Annotated in this window: 12 protein-coding genes and 1 pseudogene; 4 read left to right on the forward strand and 9 right to left on the reverse strand. The window is 68.6% G+C overall.

Annotated features, from left to right (window positions below; translation table 11 throughout):
* Positions 1–118: 118 nt before the first annotated feature.
* Positions 119–2,962: an ATP-binding protein gene (locus ACOI2T_RS19930; RefSeq protein ID WP_409504711.1), complete on the reverse strand. Its 2,844-nt coding sequence runs from the start codon at positions 2,960–2,962 to the stop codon at positions 119–121.
* Positions 2,963–3,224: 262 nt separating this feature from the next.
* Between ACOI2T_RS19930 and ACOI2T_RS19935 the strand changes: the two genes are divergently transcribed.
* From ACOI2T_RS19935 to ACOI2T_RS19950, 4 genes and pseudogenes are all read left to right on the forward strand, one after another.
* Entirely contained in the window at positions 3,225–4,193 is a 969-nt protein-coding gene (locus tag ACOI2T_RS19935) for an ABC transporter substrate-binding protein (protein WP_409504710.1), read from the forward strand.
* Positions 4,190–4,963, forward strand: coding sequence for an ABC transporter ATP-binding protein (locus tag ACOI2T_RS19940; RefSeq protein WP_409504709.1), 774 nt, complete (start codon positions 4,190–4,192; stop codon positions 4,961–4,963). The genes ACOI2T_RS19935 and ACOI2T_RS19940 overlap by 4 nt, the downstream gene beginning before the upstream one ends.
* Positions 4,956–6,491, forward strand: a complete 1,536-nt coding sequence (locus ACOI2T_RS19945; protein ID WP_409504708.1) for an ABC transporter permease — start codon at positions 4,956–4,958, stop codon at positions 6,489–6,491. Before ACOI2T_RS19940 ends, ACOI2T_RS19945 begins: the two co-directional genes overlap by 8 nt.
* 77 nt (positions 6,492–6,568) lie before the next feature.
* Positions 6,569–7,777, forward strand: a pseudogene (locus ACOI2T_RS19950) (FAD-dependent monooxygenase).
* A gap of 10 nt (positions 7,778–7,787) precedes the next feature.
* Here the strand turns inward: ACOI2T_RS19950 and ACOI2T_RS19955 are convergent.
* The 8 genes from ACOI2T_RS19955 to ACOI2T_RS19990 form a co-directional block, all read right to left on the reverse strand.
* Positions 7,788–8,000, reverse strand: coding sequence for a hypothetical protein (locus ACOI2T_RS19955; RefSeq protein WP_409504707.1), 213 nt, complete (start codon positions 7,998–8,000; stop codon positions 7,788–7,790).
* A gap of 54 nt (positions 8,001–8,054) precedes the next feature.
* The gene (locus tag ACOI2T_RS19960) at positions 8,055–10,667 is read right to left on the reverse strand and encodes a helix-turn-helix transcriptional regulator (protein WP_409504706.1); all 2,613 of its coding nucleotides are present in this window, start codon (positions 10,665–10,667) and stop codon (positions 8,055–8,057) included.
* Between the two features lie 74 nt (positions 10,668–10,741).
* Complete coding sequence (locus ACOI2T_RS19965) at positions 10,742–13,432, reverse strand: fumarate reductase/succinate dehydrogenase flavoprotein subunit (RefSeq protein ID WP_409504705.1); 2,691 nt, start codon at positions 13,430–13,432, stop codon at positions 10,742–10,744.
* Complete coding sequence (locus ACOI2T_RS19970) at positions 13,429–14,187, reverse strand: ABC transporter ATP-binding protein (RefSeq protein WP_409504704.1); 759 nt, start codon at positions 14,185–14,187, stop codon at positions 13,429–13,431. Before ACOI2T_RS19970 ends, ACOI2T_RS19965 begins: the two co-directional genes overlap by 4 nt.
* The gene (locus tag ACOI2T_RS19975; RefSeq protein ID WP_409504703.1) at positions 14,184–15,044 is read right to left on the reverse strand and encodes an ABC transporter permease; all 861 of its coding nucleotides are present in this window, start codon (positions 15,042–15,044) and stop codon (positions 14,184–14,186) included. The genes ACOI2T_RS19970 and ACOI2T_RS19975 overlap by 4 nt, the downstream gene beginning before the upstream one ends.
* Positions 15,041–16,459, reverse strand: coding sequence for an ABC transporter substrate-binding protein (locus ACOI2T_RS19980; RefSeq protein ID WP_409504702.1), 1,419 nt, complete (start codon positions 16,457–16,459; stop codon positions 15,041–15,043). Before ACOI2T_RS19980 ends, ACOI2T_RS19975 begins: the two co-directional genes overlap by 4 nt.
* Before the next feature lie 8 nt (positions 16,460–16,467).
* Positions 16,468–16,695 (reverse strand): 4Fe-4S dicluster domain-containing protein, encoded by a 228-nt coding sequence (locus tag ACOI2T_RS19985; RefSeq protein ID WP_067845118.1) that lies wholly within the window; start codon positions 16,693–16,695, stop codon positions 16,468–16,470.
* On the reverse strand, positions 16,692–17,447 hold the full coding sequence (locus ACOI2T_RS19990; RefSeq protein WP_409504701.1) for a GntR family transcriptional regulator: 756 nt from the start codon (positions 17,445–17,447) through the stop codon (positions 16,692–16,694). The genes ACOI2T_RS19985 and ACOI2T_RS19990 overlap by 4 nt, the downstream gene beginning before the upstream one ends.
* Positions 17,448–17,450 lie beyond the last annotated feature (3 nt).

Consider the following 17,450-nt stretch of genomic DNA (forward strand, 5'->3'; position numbering starts at 1 on the left):
CGATCCCACGCTCCGCCGGTCATCCACGGCTGGCTGTGGGACACACGGTCAGTGTTGCGCTGGGCAAACGTCGCCGACATAGGGTGCGCCCGCAGTATCGACCGAAGTCTTTTCCGGGTCAGCCGCCGAGGGCGGCGGCAAGCTGATGCCGAGACCGGATTTCGAGCTTGCTGTAGGCGTTGGAGAGGTGCAGTTCGACGGTTCGCAGCGTCACGAACAGCGACTGCGCGATCTCCTTGTTGCTGACGCCGTGCGCGGCGAGCTCGGCGACCCGGCGTTCGCTGGGCGTCAACGCGTCGGCGCCGGTGCCCGCACGACGGCGGGGCCTCCCGCCCGCGGCGCGCAGTTCTGCCTCAGCTCGGTCCGCGAGCGAGATCGCGCCACACCGATGCGCGAGCTCCATCCCGTCGCGCAGGGCAGTCCGGGCCGCGACGGCGTGCCCCGCATGCCGCAGCGCGGTGCCGAGATCGATGTAGGCCTGTGCCCGCCACAGCACCGCGGGCGATCTGGCCAGCGTGTCCGCCGCACGGCGCAGGAGGTCCAGCCCCTCTTCGCCGCCCGTGACGAGTCCGCACACGCGCAGCGCACCACCGAGGCGCCGAAATGATCCCGCAGTTTCAGCGGCCGCGAGCGCTTGCTCGGCCACGGTGTGGGCGGCACGGTCGTCGCCGAGTGCCAGCAACACCGGCACAAGGGCGACCTGCGCATCGTTGGCCCACGGGAACATCCCGCGGCTCTCCTCGATCCGCAGCAGCGCGTCCATCAGATCCTTACGTGCGCGTTCGTGGTCGCCCGCCGCGGCACGCAACCTGCCGCGGGACAGCAACGGCAGCACCGAGAAGAGGATGGGCGCGAGCTCGCCGTCCATGCCCCTCGCCGCGAGCAGTGCGTCTCCTTCGTCGACGCGCCCCTGATCGGCCAGTGACTCGATCACCACCACTAGCCCGGGTGCCGCGCGGTAGTCCGCCGACGGACCGTGGAGATCGACCGAGCTGCGCGCGTCGGCCTCGGCCGAGCGCAGGTCGCCGCGGCGATGCCGAGCCAGTCCGCGCAGCCACAACGCCCGCGACAGCCATTGTGGCGAGCCGCTGCGCTCGGCGTGCCGGATGGCACGGGTCAGGATGTGCTCGGCGACCTCGTAGCGTTCCGCTTCGACCAGACAGATCGTGACATTGGTGCGCCACAAGGGATGACCGCCCTGGCTGACCAGAGCGGGGTGCGAACCGGCCTGCTCGGCGAGATCGCCTGCGACGGAGACCGGCCCGGTTTCGAGTGCGCTGCGGGCGACGAACGACCGCAACAGGCATTCGGCCGCGGTGATCACCGGCTGGTCCCGGAATCGCGCGGCTTCGGCTTCGAATTTCACCGGCAGGTCCGGGTTCACCATGAGGGCACCGAGCCTGGCGGCTTCGAGTTGCAGTGCGAGCTCGCGGTCACGGGGTGCGACCTCTGCTGCCGCACGCTCATAGTGCGGGAGTTGCTCACGTTGGCGCAGCACATCGGTGTGGGTGGTCCACGCGAGTGCGGTGAAAGCACGTGCGCGCGTTAGGGGATCGGCTGTGCTCGCTCCGGCCTCGGCGAGATGTCCCTTCGCCGCGGGGTCACCAATTTCGTGCTCGGCGTTGCCGAGCTCGAACAGCACCTGCGGACGGTCGGTCGCGTCGGGCGGTTCGTCGAGTGCGCGGCGCAGCAGCGCTGCCGCGGTGTCGGGGGCGCCACCGGCCAGGGCCGACCGCGCGGCCTCGCGCAGCATCGCCACGACTTGCCGCTCGCCGCTCGGTGGGGTGGCCAGCAGATGCACGCCGATCGCACCCCGATCGGCGTGGTGGTCAGCAAGTAGACGTGCCGCACGGGCATGCAGGCCGGCCCGCTCGGCAGCGGTCAGATCTTCGTAGATCGCGGTCCGCACGATCGGATGGACGAAACGAAGCGGATCACCGGACACCAGCACGGTGAGATCGACGAGACGCGCCGCCAACGTCGGCGCGATGCGTGGCTCGATGTCGGCCAGTTGTGCGCAGAACGCCAACCGCGCCTGTTCGCCGAGCACCGCCACCGCGCGGGCCAACGCGGTCGCCTGCGGGTGGAGCCGGCCGACACGCAGCAGCACGGCGGTCGCGATCCGCTCCGGGGCCAGCCGGTCGACGACGGCGGCGTCGATGTCGCTCGCGGGTCTGCCCTCGCGGCGGAACTCACCGAGCAGTTCGGACAGCAGAAACGGGTTTCCGCCGGTCGCGTGCGCGCAGGCGCTGCACAACTGCGCGTCCGCGCCCGTGCCCAGGCTCGCCCGCACGAGACGGGTGACCGCTGAATCGCCGAGCGGACGGGGACGCAGCACCGGTGGACGCGCTTCGAGCATCAGGGAACTCAGGTCGTCGCGGTGTCGGTCGGCCTCACTGCGCACGGTCAGGGCCAGCACCACCGGAAGTCCCGCGAGCCGGTGCGCGAGATGAAGGAAGAACCGGATCGACGGTTCGTCGGCCCATTGGGCATCGTCGACTGCCAGCACCAGCGGCCCGCGCTCGGTCAGGTTCACCACGAGCCAGTACAGGCCGTGCAGCGTCGCGAACGCGATGTCTCCGGTCTTCTCCGCCGTCGGGACGTCGGTGAACACGGATTGGGCCAGGCGCGCCGCGCCGGCCAGCAACCGGTCTCGCTCGGCGGTGTCGGCGGCGACCAGGACAGTTTCGAGGAGTTGGCGCACGACCCCGAATCCGAACCCGCGCTCGAGCTCGCCACCGCGCGCGGCGAGGACTGTCATCGACAATCCGGACGCACGTCGGCGAAGCTCGTCGAGCAGTACGGTCTTGCCGATTCCCGCCGGACCTTCGATCAGCAGTACCCCGCCCGCGCCGGAGCAGGCCTCGGCCAGCGCACGATCCAGCGCGGCAAGATCGTCCTCGCGGTCGAAGAGCACGGGATGCTCGCCGGCGGATAAGTCTTCGGTCGACACTTCGGGCATCAAGGCTGTCGCGGTCCCCCCCGTTCGTTGGACCATGTCATCTATGACAACACCCGCGGGGTGAGCGGGTGGCGGAATTCGCTGCGCCGTCGACGAACGGCCACGCGGCGGGCACCTGCATTCGTTGACTTCGCAACAGTCCGTGTGCGTTTTGCCGTGTCGCTCCCGCTTAACTCCTCGTGGCGCGGGCGATAGCTGTAGATTTCCGATGGCAGCGGACCACACGGGAGCCCACAAGCCGATGCGACGCCGGACGAACGCCATGCGCTTGCTGTTTGCGATTGCGGCGGGCGTGCTTGTGCTCGGCGGGTGTGTCGACGACGCGCCGCATCGCGCCGACAGTGGGTTGAGCCGGATTCGGGTCGCGTTGTTTCCGGTCGGCAGCACACTACCGGCGCACGTCGCGTTGACGAGAGGCATGTTCGAACGCCACGGTCTGCAGATCGAACTCACCGAGGGGCAGGACCTTCCGGCGTTCATGGCTGCGCTCGCCAAGGAGCAGTACGACATCGTGATGAGCGTGCCGACGCTCCTGCTCATCGGAGCCGAGAAGCATCTCGACTTGCAGATCATCGCGGGCCTGCAGCGCCAGTCGCGGGAACGGCCGAATGCCGTGTGGATCACCAGGGATCCGCGGGTCGAGAGTTTGGCGCAGCTCGCGGGTAAGGCCATCGCGGTGCCCTCACTCACCGGCATGATCACCGACGCCCTGCGGTATCTGCTCGACCGCAACAGCGTCGACCCGAGCGATGTCAGGTTGATCCAGATGCCGTTCGCCACCATGGGCGATCAACTGCAGGCCGGCCACGTCGACGCGGCTGTCGCGACGATCCCGTTCAGCGCGGCAATTGCCGCGCGCGGCTTCCGGGTGCACGACGACGTGGTCGTCGAAGCGGTTCGCGACGCCAGCGGCGGCACGGTGGACACCGCGATGACTTCGGTCTGGTTGGCATCACGGACGTTCGCCAGCGAGAACCCGAAAATGATTGCGGCGTGGCGCGATTCGCTGAGCGAGGCCACCGCATACCTCGACGCCGACGAAGCCGAGGCACGCGCGCTCATGGAAACCTGGCTCAAGATTCCGCCGGCCGTCCTGGACCGGGCACAGCTGCCCGACTGGACGATCGAGATGACTCCGCGAGAGCTGGCGCCCTACATCACGATCTCGAAAGCGGTCGGCTCGACGAAGACCGATCCCGATGTGAACACCCTGGTCTGGCAAGGCCCGTGAGCCCGACCGTGTACCGGGTCGACGCCGTCGGGGTCGAACTACCGGCACGCGGCGGTTCGCGCGCTGTCCTGGCCGATGTCTCGTTCGACGTGGGGGCCGGCGAAGTGGTCGGTGTCGTCGGCCGCTCCGGGGTCGGCAAGACCACTCTGCTTCGCGTTCTCGGCGGTCTGCTTCAACCGACAACGGGCACAGTGACTTTGGCCGGGCAGCTCGTGACCGGTCCACCGGCAGACGTCGTGATGGTGTTCCAGGACTACGGCAATGCGCTGCTGCCCTGGCGCACCGTCGCGCGCAATGCGGCGCTCGGGCTCGAGGGTCGCACCGGACGAGACGAGCGCCGGGTGAAAGTTGCCCGCGCGCTGCGCATGGTGGGCCTCGACGACCGCAGTGGCGAGTATCCCTGGCAATTGTCCGGCGGAATGGCGCAACGCGTGCAGATCGCCCGCGCGCTGGCCCTGGAACCCAAAACCCTTCTGATGGACGAGCCGTTCGGGGCCCTTGACGCGATCACGAAAGCCGCGCTCCAGGACGTCCTCCTCGACGTGCTGTGCCAGACCGGCGCGACTGTCGTCTTCGTCACCCATGACCTCGACGAGGCGATCTACCTGAGCGACCGGGTGCTGGTCCTGAGCGGAAATCCGGGATGCATCACGCTCGCGGTCGACACCGAGATACCGCGCCCCCGAGATCAATTGGCAACTCGAGAACTACCGCGCTATCTGCGCGTGCGTCATCTGCTCGGCCAGGCGCTGCGAGGCGGGGATGCCTAGCCGCACGACCGGCGTCGGCACGGCGGTGCCGCTGATCGCGATCGCGGTGTGGCAGCTGCTCTCGTCGAGCGGGTTACTCGACTACGAGTACCTACCCTCGCCGCGGGAAGTCTTGTCCGCGTTGGTGTCCCTGGCACGGACCGGCGAGCTGGCCGCCGATGTGACGCACACCCTTGGCGTCGCCCTCGCAGCGTCGGCGATCACTCTGACGGTGGGCGGCGCGCTGGGCCTGACCATCGGGCTCTTCGCGACCGTGCGGGGCTGTGTCATGGCCTCGATCGACTTCCTGCGGACGATCCCTGCCGTCTGCCTCGTCCCGGTCGCGGTCCTCATGCTCGGACCCGCCGCGACCACCGAATTGACGCTTGCGGTCTATGCCGCACTCTGGCCGATGCTGCTGACGACCGCCGCAGGCGTCGCGGCGGTATCTCCGCGTCAGTACGACGTCGCGCGCATGCTGCATCTTTCCCGCGCGGCGACATTGCGCAAGATCGTCGTCCCGGCCGTACTGCCGGCCTGGTTGGTCGGGGCGCGGCTGTCCGCGGTGATCACATTGCTCGTCGCCATCGTCGCCGAGATGGTGATGTATCCGCGGGGCCTCGGCGGCGGCCTGGTCGAATCGCTCAATGCGCTTGCGCCGGCGCGTATGTGGGCCTATGCGTTGGTCTGCGGCGTCATCGGGTATGCGCTCAACGGCACGCTGCGACACGCTGTTCGGCTGGTGCAGCCGGGCGACCCGGCCGTCGCAGGCGGTCAGGTTGCCGTCACGGCCGCTCCGGCCGCCGCGCAACCGGTGACCCCGCCGCACGGACTCCTGCCGGTCGTCGCTCTCCTGGTCGTGTGGCAGATCACGGCGGACGGCGACTCGTGGTCGCTTCCGCCGCCCGCGGTGTGGCTGACGGCCCTTCGCCGCATGGGCGCCGACGGCACGCTGGCACCGGCGCTCACCCAGACGCTCACGACGTTTCTGCTCGGTCTCGCGTGCGCAGCTGTCGTCGGGGCCGCGGCGGGGGCGATGATCGGAGCCTCACGGCGCATGGACCGCGCACTCACGCCGGCAATCGACTTCCTGGCGGCCGTCCCCGGCGCCGCGCTCGTCCCCGTCGTCGTCCTCGTGGTCGGGCCAACCCAGTTGAGCGGCGTGCTCGCTGTCGCCCTCGTCGCCTACTGGCCGATCCTGCTCAACACCGCGATGGCGATGCGCACCGTCCCAGCGGTCCGTTTGGAGATGTCGCGGACTCTGGGATTGGCGCCGCTGCCACGGTGGACCAAGGTCGTCATCCCGTCCCTCGTGCCCGGCATCTTGCTGGGAACCCGCGTCGCCGCGGCGATCGCCCTGATCATCACACTGCTGGTCGACATCTTCGGGCCGGGGGCCGGTGTCGGGCGGCTGCTTCTGGAAAGCCAGCAGCGCTTCGATGCCGCCGCGGCGTGGGGTCTGCTGTTGGTCATGGGCATTTTCGGCTACCTCGCCAGTGCGTGCCTGGCCTGGATCGCACGGCGAGCGACCAAGGTTTGGCAGCCATGAACGGGTCGAAGTCGCGGGGCGCGCCACACCCCCGCGGCGCGGTCTCGGCGTAGTCCGGACACCTAAGCTCATGCTTCATGGACCACCAGCGCACGGTACTCATCAGCGGCGCCGGGGTCGCCGGCCCGGCACTCGCCTACTGGCTGACCGAATTCGGCTATCGAACAATACTTGTGGAGTCGGCGCACGGAATCAGACCCGGAGGCCAGACGGTTGACCTGCGGGGCGCGGGCCGCGACGTCGTCACCCGGATGGGTCTGCTGGGCGACATGCACAGCCGGGCGCTCGCACAGCGCGGCATCGCCTGGGTCCGGGGCGATGGCAAGCGCCGGGCGGAAATGCCGGTCGAAGCGTTCAACGGCAACGGCGTGGTCTCGAAGCTCGAGATCCTGCGCGGCGACCTGGTCGAGGTGCTGTACAACGCCACCAAAACCCGTGCGGAATACCGTTTCGGCACCCGCATCGCCGCGATCGACGAGTCCGAAGCCACCCTCACGGACGGAACCAAGGTGACCGCGGACTTGATCGTCGGTGCCGATGGACCGCATTCGGCCGTACGGAGACTGGTCTTCGGGCCAGAGGAACAGTTTGTGACCCCGCTGGGCGGCTACAACGCGTGGTTCACCGCCACCGACACGGTCGGACTTGACGGTTGATATCTCATGTATCAGGAGCCAGGCCTGAATGCATCGATGCGGCCGTCGCATGACCCGGCGCAATGCAAGGCCGGTCTGGCTTTCCGATCGGGGCCGATCGACTACGACCGGCGCGATCCTCGCGAGCAATTGCGGCTTTTGACAGAACATTTCGGCAGCGCCGGCTGGCAGTGCCGGCAGTTGCTCGATGCGGCCGCAGCGGCCGACGACTTCTATTTCGACGCGTTCCTGCAGATACACATGCCGACGATCTCGCGGGGCCGGGTCACCTTGGTCGGTGACGCCGGATACTGCGCATCCCCACTGTCGGGTATGGGCACAAGCCTCGCACTGGTGGGCGCTTATGTGTTGGCCGGCGAGCTAGGGCCGGCCGCCGCACTCGACGATTCTGCGATCCCGGGTGCGCTGGCCCGTTATGAGGAGACCATGCGGCCCTACATCCGTCGTTGCCAGCACCTGAGCAACGGTATCGACGGGTATCTGCCGAAGACGCGGACCGACATCGCCATCACCGCGCAAGTGATGAAATGGATGCAGCGGCCTCCGTTTCGGCCGTTCGCCGAACGTAAGTGGTTCACCGTGGCGGAATCCATCGAGCTGCCCGACTACTCCGGCCGCCGACGGCGGTAGCCGTGCACGGTCAACCCGAATCGACTTTCGGGCCGCGCGTCAGCGCAGCAGCCAGCTTCGCCTCCGCGATCCGGTAGAAGCCGTCGAGCGCCGACTCGTCGACGCTGAGGTACTCGCTGACCACCTCGGGAGCGACACCCGCATCACGCAACCGCAACGCGAGGGAGTACGGCAGCGGCAGAACCCGTAATGCCTGTTCCCTGGCGTCGCGGCGGTCGGTCATGTGATCAGCATGCGGTCGACCGGGCAGGACCGAGCGAGTAGCGGGATACTCGAATCAAGCGTGCCTACGCCGCACGAGGGCCGCGAGTTCGGCACGGGTGGCCACCCCGGTCTTCGCCATGGCTCGGTAGATGTGCCCGTCGACCGTACGGGCGGAGAGGTTCAGCCGCGCGGCGATCGCCCGGCTCGACAGCCCGCCACCGATGAGCATCGCGATCTCGCGTTCACGCTCGGTGAGCGGAAGCCGTTCCATCGCGGCGAGCAGAATCGGCGTCACCGCGCCGCCGCACCGAGCGGCCAGCTCGGCGGCGCGAGTGGCCAGACCGAGTGCCGATCCGCGCATATCCTTCCTGCGATACACCACGGCCGCGTGAGCTGCCGCATCGGCCGCCGTCACGGCATCGCCGATCGCTTCGAACAGATCCACGACGGCGGCGAGGCCATCGGCGTCGTCGTGCTTGAGTGCGTGGCCGAACGCCGCGGCCGCGCCTACCCGCGGCCCCTCGACAAGCGTCGTCAATTCCTGCAGCCGGTCGGCTCCGGTGTGGTCGCCGAACTGGGTCGCGGTCTGCAGACACAGCACCTCGGCGGCGAATTGCCCGTTGGCCCTGGCCTTCTCGGCACCGTCCCGCACGGCGGCGGCGGCCTCGGACACCGCACCCTGCGAAGCCGACACCCACGCCCGGACCAGCGCCTCCTCGTAACCGAGGTATTGCCAGCTCGGGTGTCGACACCGATGCAGTTCGTCGAGCGTTGCGTCGTCGGCTCGGCCCCGCATCGCCAGAGCCAGGGACCACGGCAGCCGGAAGCGATAGCCGAAACCGTTGGTTTCGCCGGCCGCCGCCATCAGCTCGACAACCGGGTGCAGAAGATCCGACGCGACGTCGAGCCGGCCGGCGCCGAGGGCCGCCCGGCCCGCCAGCGCAGTACCGAACAACTGTGCGACGCCGGGCAACTCGGCAGCCTGTCGCCGCTGCCGGTCGGCTTCGCGCTCGGCCTCGGCGATCTGTCCGGCCAGCAGCAGGGCGCCGATGTGGCCGTCGGCGATCACGAACCGCATGTGGGCAGCGTCGAACGAGCTGTCGGCGATGCGGTAACCGCGGTGCGCGGCGGCCACCGCGGTTTGCGTTCGCCCGGCGTCGCCGGCGGAAACAGCGACGGCCCAGCCGGTCACCGCGCCGACGATGCCCGGCAGCGCTTCGAGATTCAGTCCCGCCGCAGCGGCCGCGGCCGTCTCGGGCGTGCCCACAGCGGCTCCGTGTACCGCATAGAAGGCATCGACGCACGCGCGCGCATCGTCGGGTATCGAGGCCGATGCCTCATCGATACGCCGTTTCGCCCGCACCGGGTCGGCCAATGACCACAACTCGTTGGAGGCCCGCAGGAACGCCAGGCGCGCACGGCCGTCGTCGGTGAGGTCAGCGGTACGGATCGCGTCCAGCGCTGCGTCGGACTCCTCGCCTCTGCTCAGCCACGACAAGGCGTGCGCCTGAATGAAGTTGGCCTCGACTCCCCCGCCCGCGCGCACGGCCGCCGCGGCCAGCCGGTCCGCGAGCGGCAAGTCCGACAACCACACCGCGCCCTGCGCAGCGCGGGTCAGCAGTTCGGGATCGGGTTTGAGATCCGAGTCCAAGGTCAGCGTCGCCCGATGTACGACGACGCGCATGGCGTCACGGTCATCGCAGTGCGCGAGTTCGGTGGCGACAAGACCGCGCAGCCTGCGCAACCGCGTGCCCGGTACGCGTTTGCGACGCACCTCGGCATACAGCGGGTGCGCGACGCGCACCTCGACGCCACTTTCGATGGCATCCAGCGTGATAAGCCCACGGGCCTCGGCCTCTTCCACCGCGGAACTCGCGGCGATAGATGTCAGCAAGCTCAACTGGATCGGCTCGGCGACGGCGAGAATATCGATCACCTCGCCGACCGACGGCGGCAGCGCACCGATGCGCGATTCGATCAGCTCGACCAAACCCGGTGGTATCACCGGATCGCCGATCCACCGCCAATATCCCTGCCGGCCGGCAAGCCGGCCCTGCGCGACCTCCTGCTCGACGATGTTGCGGAGGTAGAGTGCGTTGCCCCTCGTCATCCGCCACAGCCGGCCTGCCGCGTCGGGGTCGAGCGGCCCACCGAGCGCGGCGTGCACGAGCCGGATCGACTCGTCGCGCGACAACGGCTGCAGGTCGAGCCGCTCGAATTCCCCGCCGCTCCACACCTCGTGGACGGAAGCCGGAACCGTGGTGCCGTCCCGAACGGTCAACAGAATCTTGGCGGCCCCGCGCTGAACGATCTGATGCAGTACGAAGGCGGACAGGTCGTCTAGCAGATGGGCATCGTCGACGCAGACCACGACGGATCGACCGTTCGACGTCGCCGTCATCGCCTCGATCACCCGGCCCACGAGAGCGACGTTGTCGGCGTCAGCCGTACCGACCCATCTGGCGAATGTCCCCAACGGGAGATTCCTGGCCGCCGATGTTCCTACGGCCCAACGAGTTTCATGACCGCTGGACGCGACGGCACCCAACGCCTCACGAGCGATTCGGCTCTTGCCGACTCCGGCGGCCCCGTGAATCACGATTCCCGACAGATCGGCCGAGGACAGCGCGGCGTCGATGAGCCGCGCCTCCTCCAGCCGCCCGGTCAGCGGCCAGACGAGACTCACTCATCGAGATTAAGGTGCCCGCGGGTCGTTAGCAAAAGTAATGACAAACTTCGCTGCCGCGGGTCGGGCTGCCGTCAGCCGGCGCGGGCCAGCGCCTGGCGTGCGTAGGCGCGAACGTCGGCGTCGCCGTCGTCGAGCGCACCGGCAAGTGCGTCACGGGCCGCGGTTTGCGAGTCGGCCCACCGGCTCAGGCTCAGCACCGCTGCCTTGCGGACATCCAGATGCTGATCGGACAGTGCCCGCGCCAGCGTCGGCACCGCGATTGCCGGATCGGCGCCTGCCAACGCCCGCACCGCGCCCTGCCGGATCTGCCAGGCCGACTCGGTCAGTGCCTTCTCGACACTGGCCACGTCGTCGTCCGCGCACCCCACCGCACCGAGCGAGGAGAGCGCTGCCGCGCGTACCAACGGATCCGGGTCGTGCAGCAGGTTCCGCACCGCGTGGCCGCCGCTGCGCAACGTCGCCAGCCCGCCGACCGCGGCGATCCGCACTTCCCGGTTCTCGTCGCGGGTGGCCTCGGCCACGCCGGCGTCATCGTCGACCGACACCAGTGCCCGCACCGCCTCGATCCGCACGCGGTGGTCGGGATCGGTGACGGCCGACCGGTACGCGACCCGGGTGCCTGCGCGCCGTGAACTCAGCAGGTATACCGACGCCGCCCGCACCACCGGATCCGGCGAGGCCAACCGAACGGCGAACACCGAAGGTTCGGGTAGTACCTCGACGAGTTCGCGTACCGCTTCTGCGGTCTCCTGGCGCACCGCAGGGTCGTCGTCGGCGAGCGCGTCGACCAACGCCACCTGGTAACCATCGGGCAGGTGTTCGACGAGCGTGGCGACCGCGGTGCGCCGCACCCCGGGGTCCGGGTCGGCCAAGAAACGCGCCAGGTCGGCCAGTGCCGGTTCCTCAAGCGCCAGCACGGCCGCGATGCGCGGCGACGGCGGTTGCGCCCCACCGTCGGTGCGCACCCGGGAGCGCTCCGCGGCGGGTGCCCGCCCACCGTAGAGATCGGGCTGGGCGACCGCGGTGACCGGATGATCCGACGGCAGGTGTTCCAGCCCCGGCACGGGCACGAAATACGGTGCCACCGGGCGTTTGACGAACTGCATGGTGCCGTCGGCACCCTTGTAGAGGTTCAGGTGGTAGCGCCACTGCTCGTCATCCCGCTCGGGAAGATCGGCGCGTTCGTGATAGAGCCCCCACCGCGACTCGGTCCGGGTCAGTGACGACCGTGCCGCCATCTCCGCGCAGTCCCGGATGAACGACACCTCTGCCGCGCGCATCAATTCGTGTGGCGTCCGCGCGCCGATCTCCGCGATCTCGCCGACCATCCGCTCGAAGGTCTGCACCGCGATCGACAGCTTGGTCGCCGTCTTCGGCGGCGCGACGTAGTCGTTGACGAAGCGGCGCAGCTTGAACTCGACCTGTGGTTGCGGCGGACCGTCGGGGTGACGCAGCGGCCGGTAGATCAACTCGTGTGCCTCGGCGATCTGATCGGCCGGAAGTCCGGTCGGCGCAACCACATCGGACAGTGTCGACGCGGCGTGCTCGCCGGCGAGATCACCGTAGACGAACGCACCGATCATGTAGTTGTGCGGCACGCACGCCAGGTCGCCTGCCGCATACAGCCCGGGCACGGTGGTGCGGGCATGCTCGTCGACCCACACGCCGGATGCGGAATGCCCGGAGCACAAACCGATCTCGGATATGTGCATCTCGATGTCGTGGGTCCGGTAGTCGTGCCCGCGGTTGGCGTGGAACGTGCCACGGGTGGGCCGTTCGGTGGTGTGGAGGATGTTCTCCAGTGCGGTGAGGGTCTCGTCGGGAAGGTGGCTCACCTTGAGATAGATGGGTCCGCGTGCGGATTCGATCTCCTGCTTGACCTCGGCCATCATCTGGCCCGACCAGTAGTCGGAATCGACGAACCGCTCCCCCAGCGCATTGACCTGATACCCGCCGAACGGATTGGCCACATAGGCGCACGCCGGTCCGTTGTAGTCCTTGATGAGTGGATTGACTTGGAAGCACTCGATACCCGAGAGTTCCGCACCGGCGTGGTAGGCCATCGCGTAGCCGTCGCCGGCGTTCGTCGGGTTCTCGTATGTGCCGTAGAGATATCCCGACGCCGGCAGCCCGAGCCGCCCGCACGCACCGGTCGACAGGATCACGGCCTTGGCCGCCACGGTGACGAATTCGCCGGTACGGGTGTTGAATGCGGCGGCGCCGACCGCGCGGCCGTTCTGTGTGAGCACCCGCACCGGCATGAACCGGTTCTCGATGCGGATCTTCTCGCGCATCGAACGCTGCCGAAGCACCCGGTAGAGCGCCTTCTTCACGTCCTTGCCCTCGGGCATCGGCAGCACGTAGGAGCCGGACCGGTGCACCCTGCGCACCGCGTATTCGCCGTGCTCGTCCTTCTCGAACTTGACGCCGTAGCGCTCCAGTCGCTGCACCATGGCGAAGCCCCGGGTCGCGGTCTGGTAAACGGTGCGCTGGTTGACGATTCCGTCGTTGGCGCGGGTGATCTCGGCGACGTAGTCTTCCGGCTCGGCCTTGCCGGGGATGACGGCGTTGTTCACGCCGTCCATGCCCATCGCCAGGGCCCCGGAGTGCCGCACATGCGCCTTCTCCAGCAGGAGTACCTGTGCGCCGTTCTCGGCGGCCGTCAGCGCCGCCATCGTCCCCGCGGTTCCACCCCCGATCACCAGGACATCGCAGTCCAGCCGGACGGCGTCGGACACGTCGGGTGCGGTCAGCTCGGTCATGATTGCTCCAGTGCGGCAATGATTTCGGCGCGGAGGGCCGAATGCGTGGACGGGTCGGCGCTACGCGGTTGCGGCACCTCGATCAGCGCCCGCAGCGGTTGCCCGGCCCGGCCGAGTACCGCGACCCGGTCACCGAGGATCAACGCCTCGTCGACGTCGTGCGTGACGAAGACGATCGTCGTCGGGTGCGCGCGCCACGTGTCGATCAACAGCCGCTGCATGGCGGCACGCGTCTGGGTGTCGAGTGCCGCGAACGGCTCGTCCATCATCACCGCGCGTGGCGCACCGGCCAGTCCCCGGGCGAGCTGCACACGCTGGCGCATACCACCGGACAGGCTCTTCGGCAGGAAGTCGGCGAACCCCGTCAGCCCGACCTCGGCGATCCACCGCTCGGCGCGCTCGCGCCTGCCCTGCCTGGGCAGGCCGCGAAGCTGAAGGGCGAGTTCGATGTTGGATCGCACGGTCCGCCACGGCAGCAGCGCGCTGTCCTGGAACACCATGCCGCGATCCCGCGACGTCGTCGTGACGAGTTCGCCGTCGGCGAGCACCCGGCCCGCATCCGGACGCAGGAGCCCGGTGAACGCGCGCAGCAGCGTCGACTTGCCACACCCGGACGGGCCGGTCAGCACCAGGATCTCCCCCGGCTCCACGGTGAGGCTCAGCCCATCGATCACCGGAGTGTCGGTGTAGGACAGCCGGATCGCGTCGAGCTCCAATCGCATGCCCTCGGCGACCTCGGTGGCGGATGCGCTCATCGTGCGCCCTCCTCTCCGCGCGGTAACCAGCGGGTGGCGCGGCGGCCGATGAGTTCCACCGCCGCGGCGGTGCCGAACCCGAGGATGCCGATCGTGATGATGCCGACGAACACGTCGGGATAGTTCAGCACCGTATAGGCCTGCCACGTCCGGTATCCGACGCCGAGCCGGCCCGAGATCATCTCGGCCGAGATCACGCAGATCCAGGCCACCCCCATGCCGACCGACAGGCCACCGAAAAGCCCCGGCAGGATTCCGGGCAACACGACTTGGCGCAGGACGTCGAGGCGCCCGCCGCCGAGTGTGCGCACCGAGTCCTCCCAGATGGTGGGCAGCGCGCGCACCGCGTGCCGGACGCTGACCATGATCGGGAAGTAGGCGGCGAGGAACGTGATGAACACGATCCCGGCCTCGTCGGTCGGGAACAGCAGGATCGCCACCGGCACCATCGCGATCGCCGGGATCGGCCGGGCCAGTTCGGTGAGCGGGCCGAAGATGTCGGCGAACAGGGCGGACCGGCCGAGCAGGATTCCGGTCACCACGCCGACGACGGCGGCGAGCCCGAATCCGGTGAGAATGCGGATCAACGACTGGCCGAGGTCCAGCCAGTACTCCGGCGTGCCGAGCCGATTCACCAGCGCCGCGGTGATCTCGGTGACGGTCGGCAAGGTGTCGAAGCGCAGCCCGAGCCGAATGTCGTTGGCGGTCAACAACTGCCACAGCACGACGGCGGTGATCACCGAGGCGAGCCGCACGAGCCGGCGTGGCCACGCCGACGCGGTGCGGCGCCGTGGTGCGGCGGGCTCGGCCACCGGCAGGTCGGAGACCCCGGTGAGGACGGTTTCAGCGGTCGTCATACCGCACCGGCCAATGCCTGCGAATAGTCGACGACGACGCTGCCGGGATGGGCGGCGGTGTATCGCTGCGCACCGGCCGGAGTACCGAACGGCAGGTATTCGGCGCCGGCTCGAACCCAGACCGCCTTGTCGGCAAACCAACGGGTGCCGAGCTCAGCATCCGGAACGTAAGCCGCCCGCACCTTGCTGCCGCCGCCCTCGGCCTCGCGGATCGCCTTGAGCAGGCAGGTCGGGGTTGCCGCGGGCGTGGTGGAGTCGGATCCGTCGAGCCACAACTCGCTTGCGGTGGCTGGGTTGTCGACGGCGGTCTTGCACACCGCATCGGTCCCGCTCAGCACCGAAGGATTGGCGCCGGAGTTCAGCGCCTTGTCGTAGTCCTGTCCGCGCGCGGCGAACGCGGCGCGCAGCGGACCGTCCTGCACGAAACCCGCGACATCGAGGTCGGCGAAGTTGTCGATCGACTTCAGGTACGGCACATCACCCTTGAGCGCCTCGACCAGTGACGGCTTGAGTGTGGTGTCGAACGACGTGCCGCCGGGCCCGTTGTAGAGGTAGACGACCTCCTGCGGCAGGCCGCTGGCCTCGGCGACGATGCGGGCCGCCTCGAGCGGTTCGGCGTTGAGGTAGTCGGTGGCGTCGAGTTGCGCCTGGAGGAAGGCGTCGAGCACCTCGGGGTGCTCGGCCGCGTACGCCCGGCGGACCACGACGCCGTGCAACGTCGGGTAGTCCAGCTCGGCGCCGTCGTAGAGAAGTTTGGCCTTGCCCTGGTGCACCAGCAGGCCGGGCCAGGCGACGAACTGTGAAAGCGCTTGAACCTGGCCGGATTCCAGAGACGACGCACCGACCTGCGGCTGCTGGTTGAGCACTTCGACACCAGTCTTGGGATCGATGCCGGACTTCTCCAGTGCTTGGACGAGCATGCCGTGCCCGGCCGAACCCACACTCGCCGACACCTTCTTTCCGGCCAGGTCTCTCAACGATTGAGCCGGCGAGTCCGGTGTCACCACAACCATGTTCAGCGCGCCCTTGGGGTTGTACCCGGTGACCGACACGATCTCGGTGCGGGCGCGCTCGTTGGCCTGCGTCTTCGACCCGTTGATCAGCATGGGATAGTCGCCCATCGATCCGATGTCGATCTTCTCGGCCACCATCTGCGCGGTGATCGGCGCTCCGGTGTCGTAGTCCTGCCACGTCACGTTGTACTTCGTGCCGGTGCTCGCGGTGATGTCGCCGAGGCGGCGCTCGAGGTATCCCTGCGCGCGCAGCAGGGTTCCCGCGGTGACGGTGTTGATGGTCTTGGACTGGTATCCGATGACGACGTCGACGGTGTCGGCCGACTGCGTCGCGGAGTCGAGCGAACATCCGGCCGTGGCGAGCGTGAGGCCGGCGGTGAGGGCGATCAGGGCTGTTTTCACGGGGTCCTCTAGCGGATCAAGTAGGGCATGTTGACGGTGACGGCTCCGGTTGGACAGCGGGCCGCACACGGCCCGCAGTACCAGCACTCGTCGACATGCATGTAGGCCTTGCCGTTCTCCGGCTTGATCGCAAGGGAATCCAGTGGGCACACGTCGACGCACAACGTGCAACCCTCGATGCACAGTGACTCGTCGATTGTCACCGGGACGTCGGCGCGTTGGTTGACCAGCGTCATGTGTCGCTCCTAAAGAGGTTGCCGCGCATGGTGATCCGGTCACCACGCATCCGGATGTACTCGAGGTCGACGGGCCTGCCGTCGTCCAGGCTCGTGAGCCGCTCGGCCATCAACAGTGCCGAGCCGTTCGGCACCTGAAGGGTGGCCGCGGAGTGCGGGTCTGCCGAAACCGCCTCCAGCGCAAAGGTTGCGCCGCCCAGGCGTTGCCCGCTGACGCGCTCGATCAGCGCGAAGACGTCGTTGGTCTCGAGCGGGAACGCGATCACCGCTTCACCGATGTCGGGTGCCAGATAGGTCAGGTCCAGCGACAGTGGAAGATCGCCGAGGTAGCGCAACCGCTCGACGAACACGACCTGCGCGCCGGGTTCCAGCGCGAGCTTGCGGGCCACCGCGGGCGGGGCGGCCAGTCGCTGCACGGCGCGCACCTCGTTGCGGACCTCACCGTAATCCTTGAACGTCTCCTTGAGGCCGACGAGCGCGTCGAGCCCGTGGTCGAACTTGCGGACCGCCACATGGGTGCCGACCTTGGTGCCGCGCTCGATCAGCCCCTCGTTTTTCAGTACGGCCAGCGCTTCCCGGATGGTGTTGCGGGATACGAAGAACTCCGCGGCCAGCTCAGCCTCGGCGGGCAGTCCGCGATCGTAGGCGCCGTCGTAGATCTGGTGCCGTAGGACGTCGGCAACCTGGCGTGCCCGGTCGGCGCGGGGACGGCGGACCGGCAACGAAACAGGTTGTGCATCGGGCTGCGACACGCA

Origin of the sequence: Mycolicibacterium wolinskyi str. Jessa 2025, from assembly GCF_049241375.1 — a bacterium.
Taxonomy (GTDB): Bacteria; Actinomycetota; Actinomycetes; order Mycobacteriales; family Mycobacteriaceae; genus Mycobacterium; species Mycobacterium wolinskyi.

Coding starts and splice junctions, on each gene's coding strand:
- ACOI2T_RS19930 (WP_409504711.1), bottom strand. CDS start 2,962: ATGCCCGAAGTGTCGACCGAAGACTTATCCGCCGGCGAGCATCCCGTG.
- ACOI2T_RS19935 (WP_409504710.1), top strand. CDS start 3,225: ATGCGCTTGCTGTTTGCGATTGCGGCGGGCGTGCTTGTGCTCGGCGGG.
- ACOI2T_RS19945 (WP_409504708.1), top strand. CDS start 4,956: ATGCCTAGCCGCACGACCGGCGTCGGCACGGCGGTGCCGCTGATCGCG.
- ACOI2T_RS19955 (WP_409504707.1), bottom strand. CDS start 8,000: ATGACCGACCGCCGCGACGCCAGGGAACAGGCATTACGGGTTCTGCCG.
- ACOI2T_RS19965 (WP_409504705.1), bottom strand. CDS start 13,432: ATGACCGAGCTGACCGCACCCGACGTGTCCGACGCCGTCCGGCTGGAC.
- ACOI2T_RS19970 (WP_409504704.1), bottom strand. CDS start 14,187: ATGAGCGCATCCGCCACCGAGGTCGCCGAGGGCATGCGATTGGAGCTC.
- ACOI2T_RS19975 (WP_409504703.1), bottom strand. CDS start 15,044: ATGACGACCGCTGAAACCGTCCTCACCGGGGTCTCCGACCTGCCGGTG.
- ACOI2T_RS19985 (WP_067845118.1), bottom strand. CDS start 16,695: ATGACGCTGGTCAACCAACGCGCCGACGTCCCGGTGACAATCGACGAG.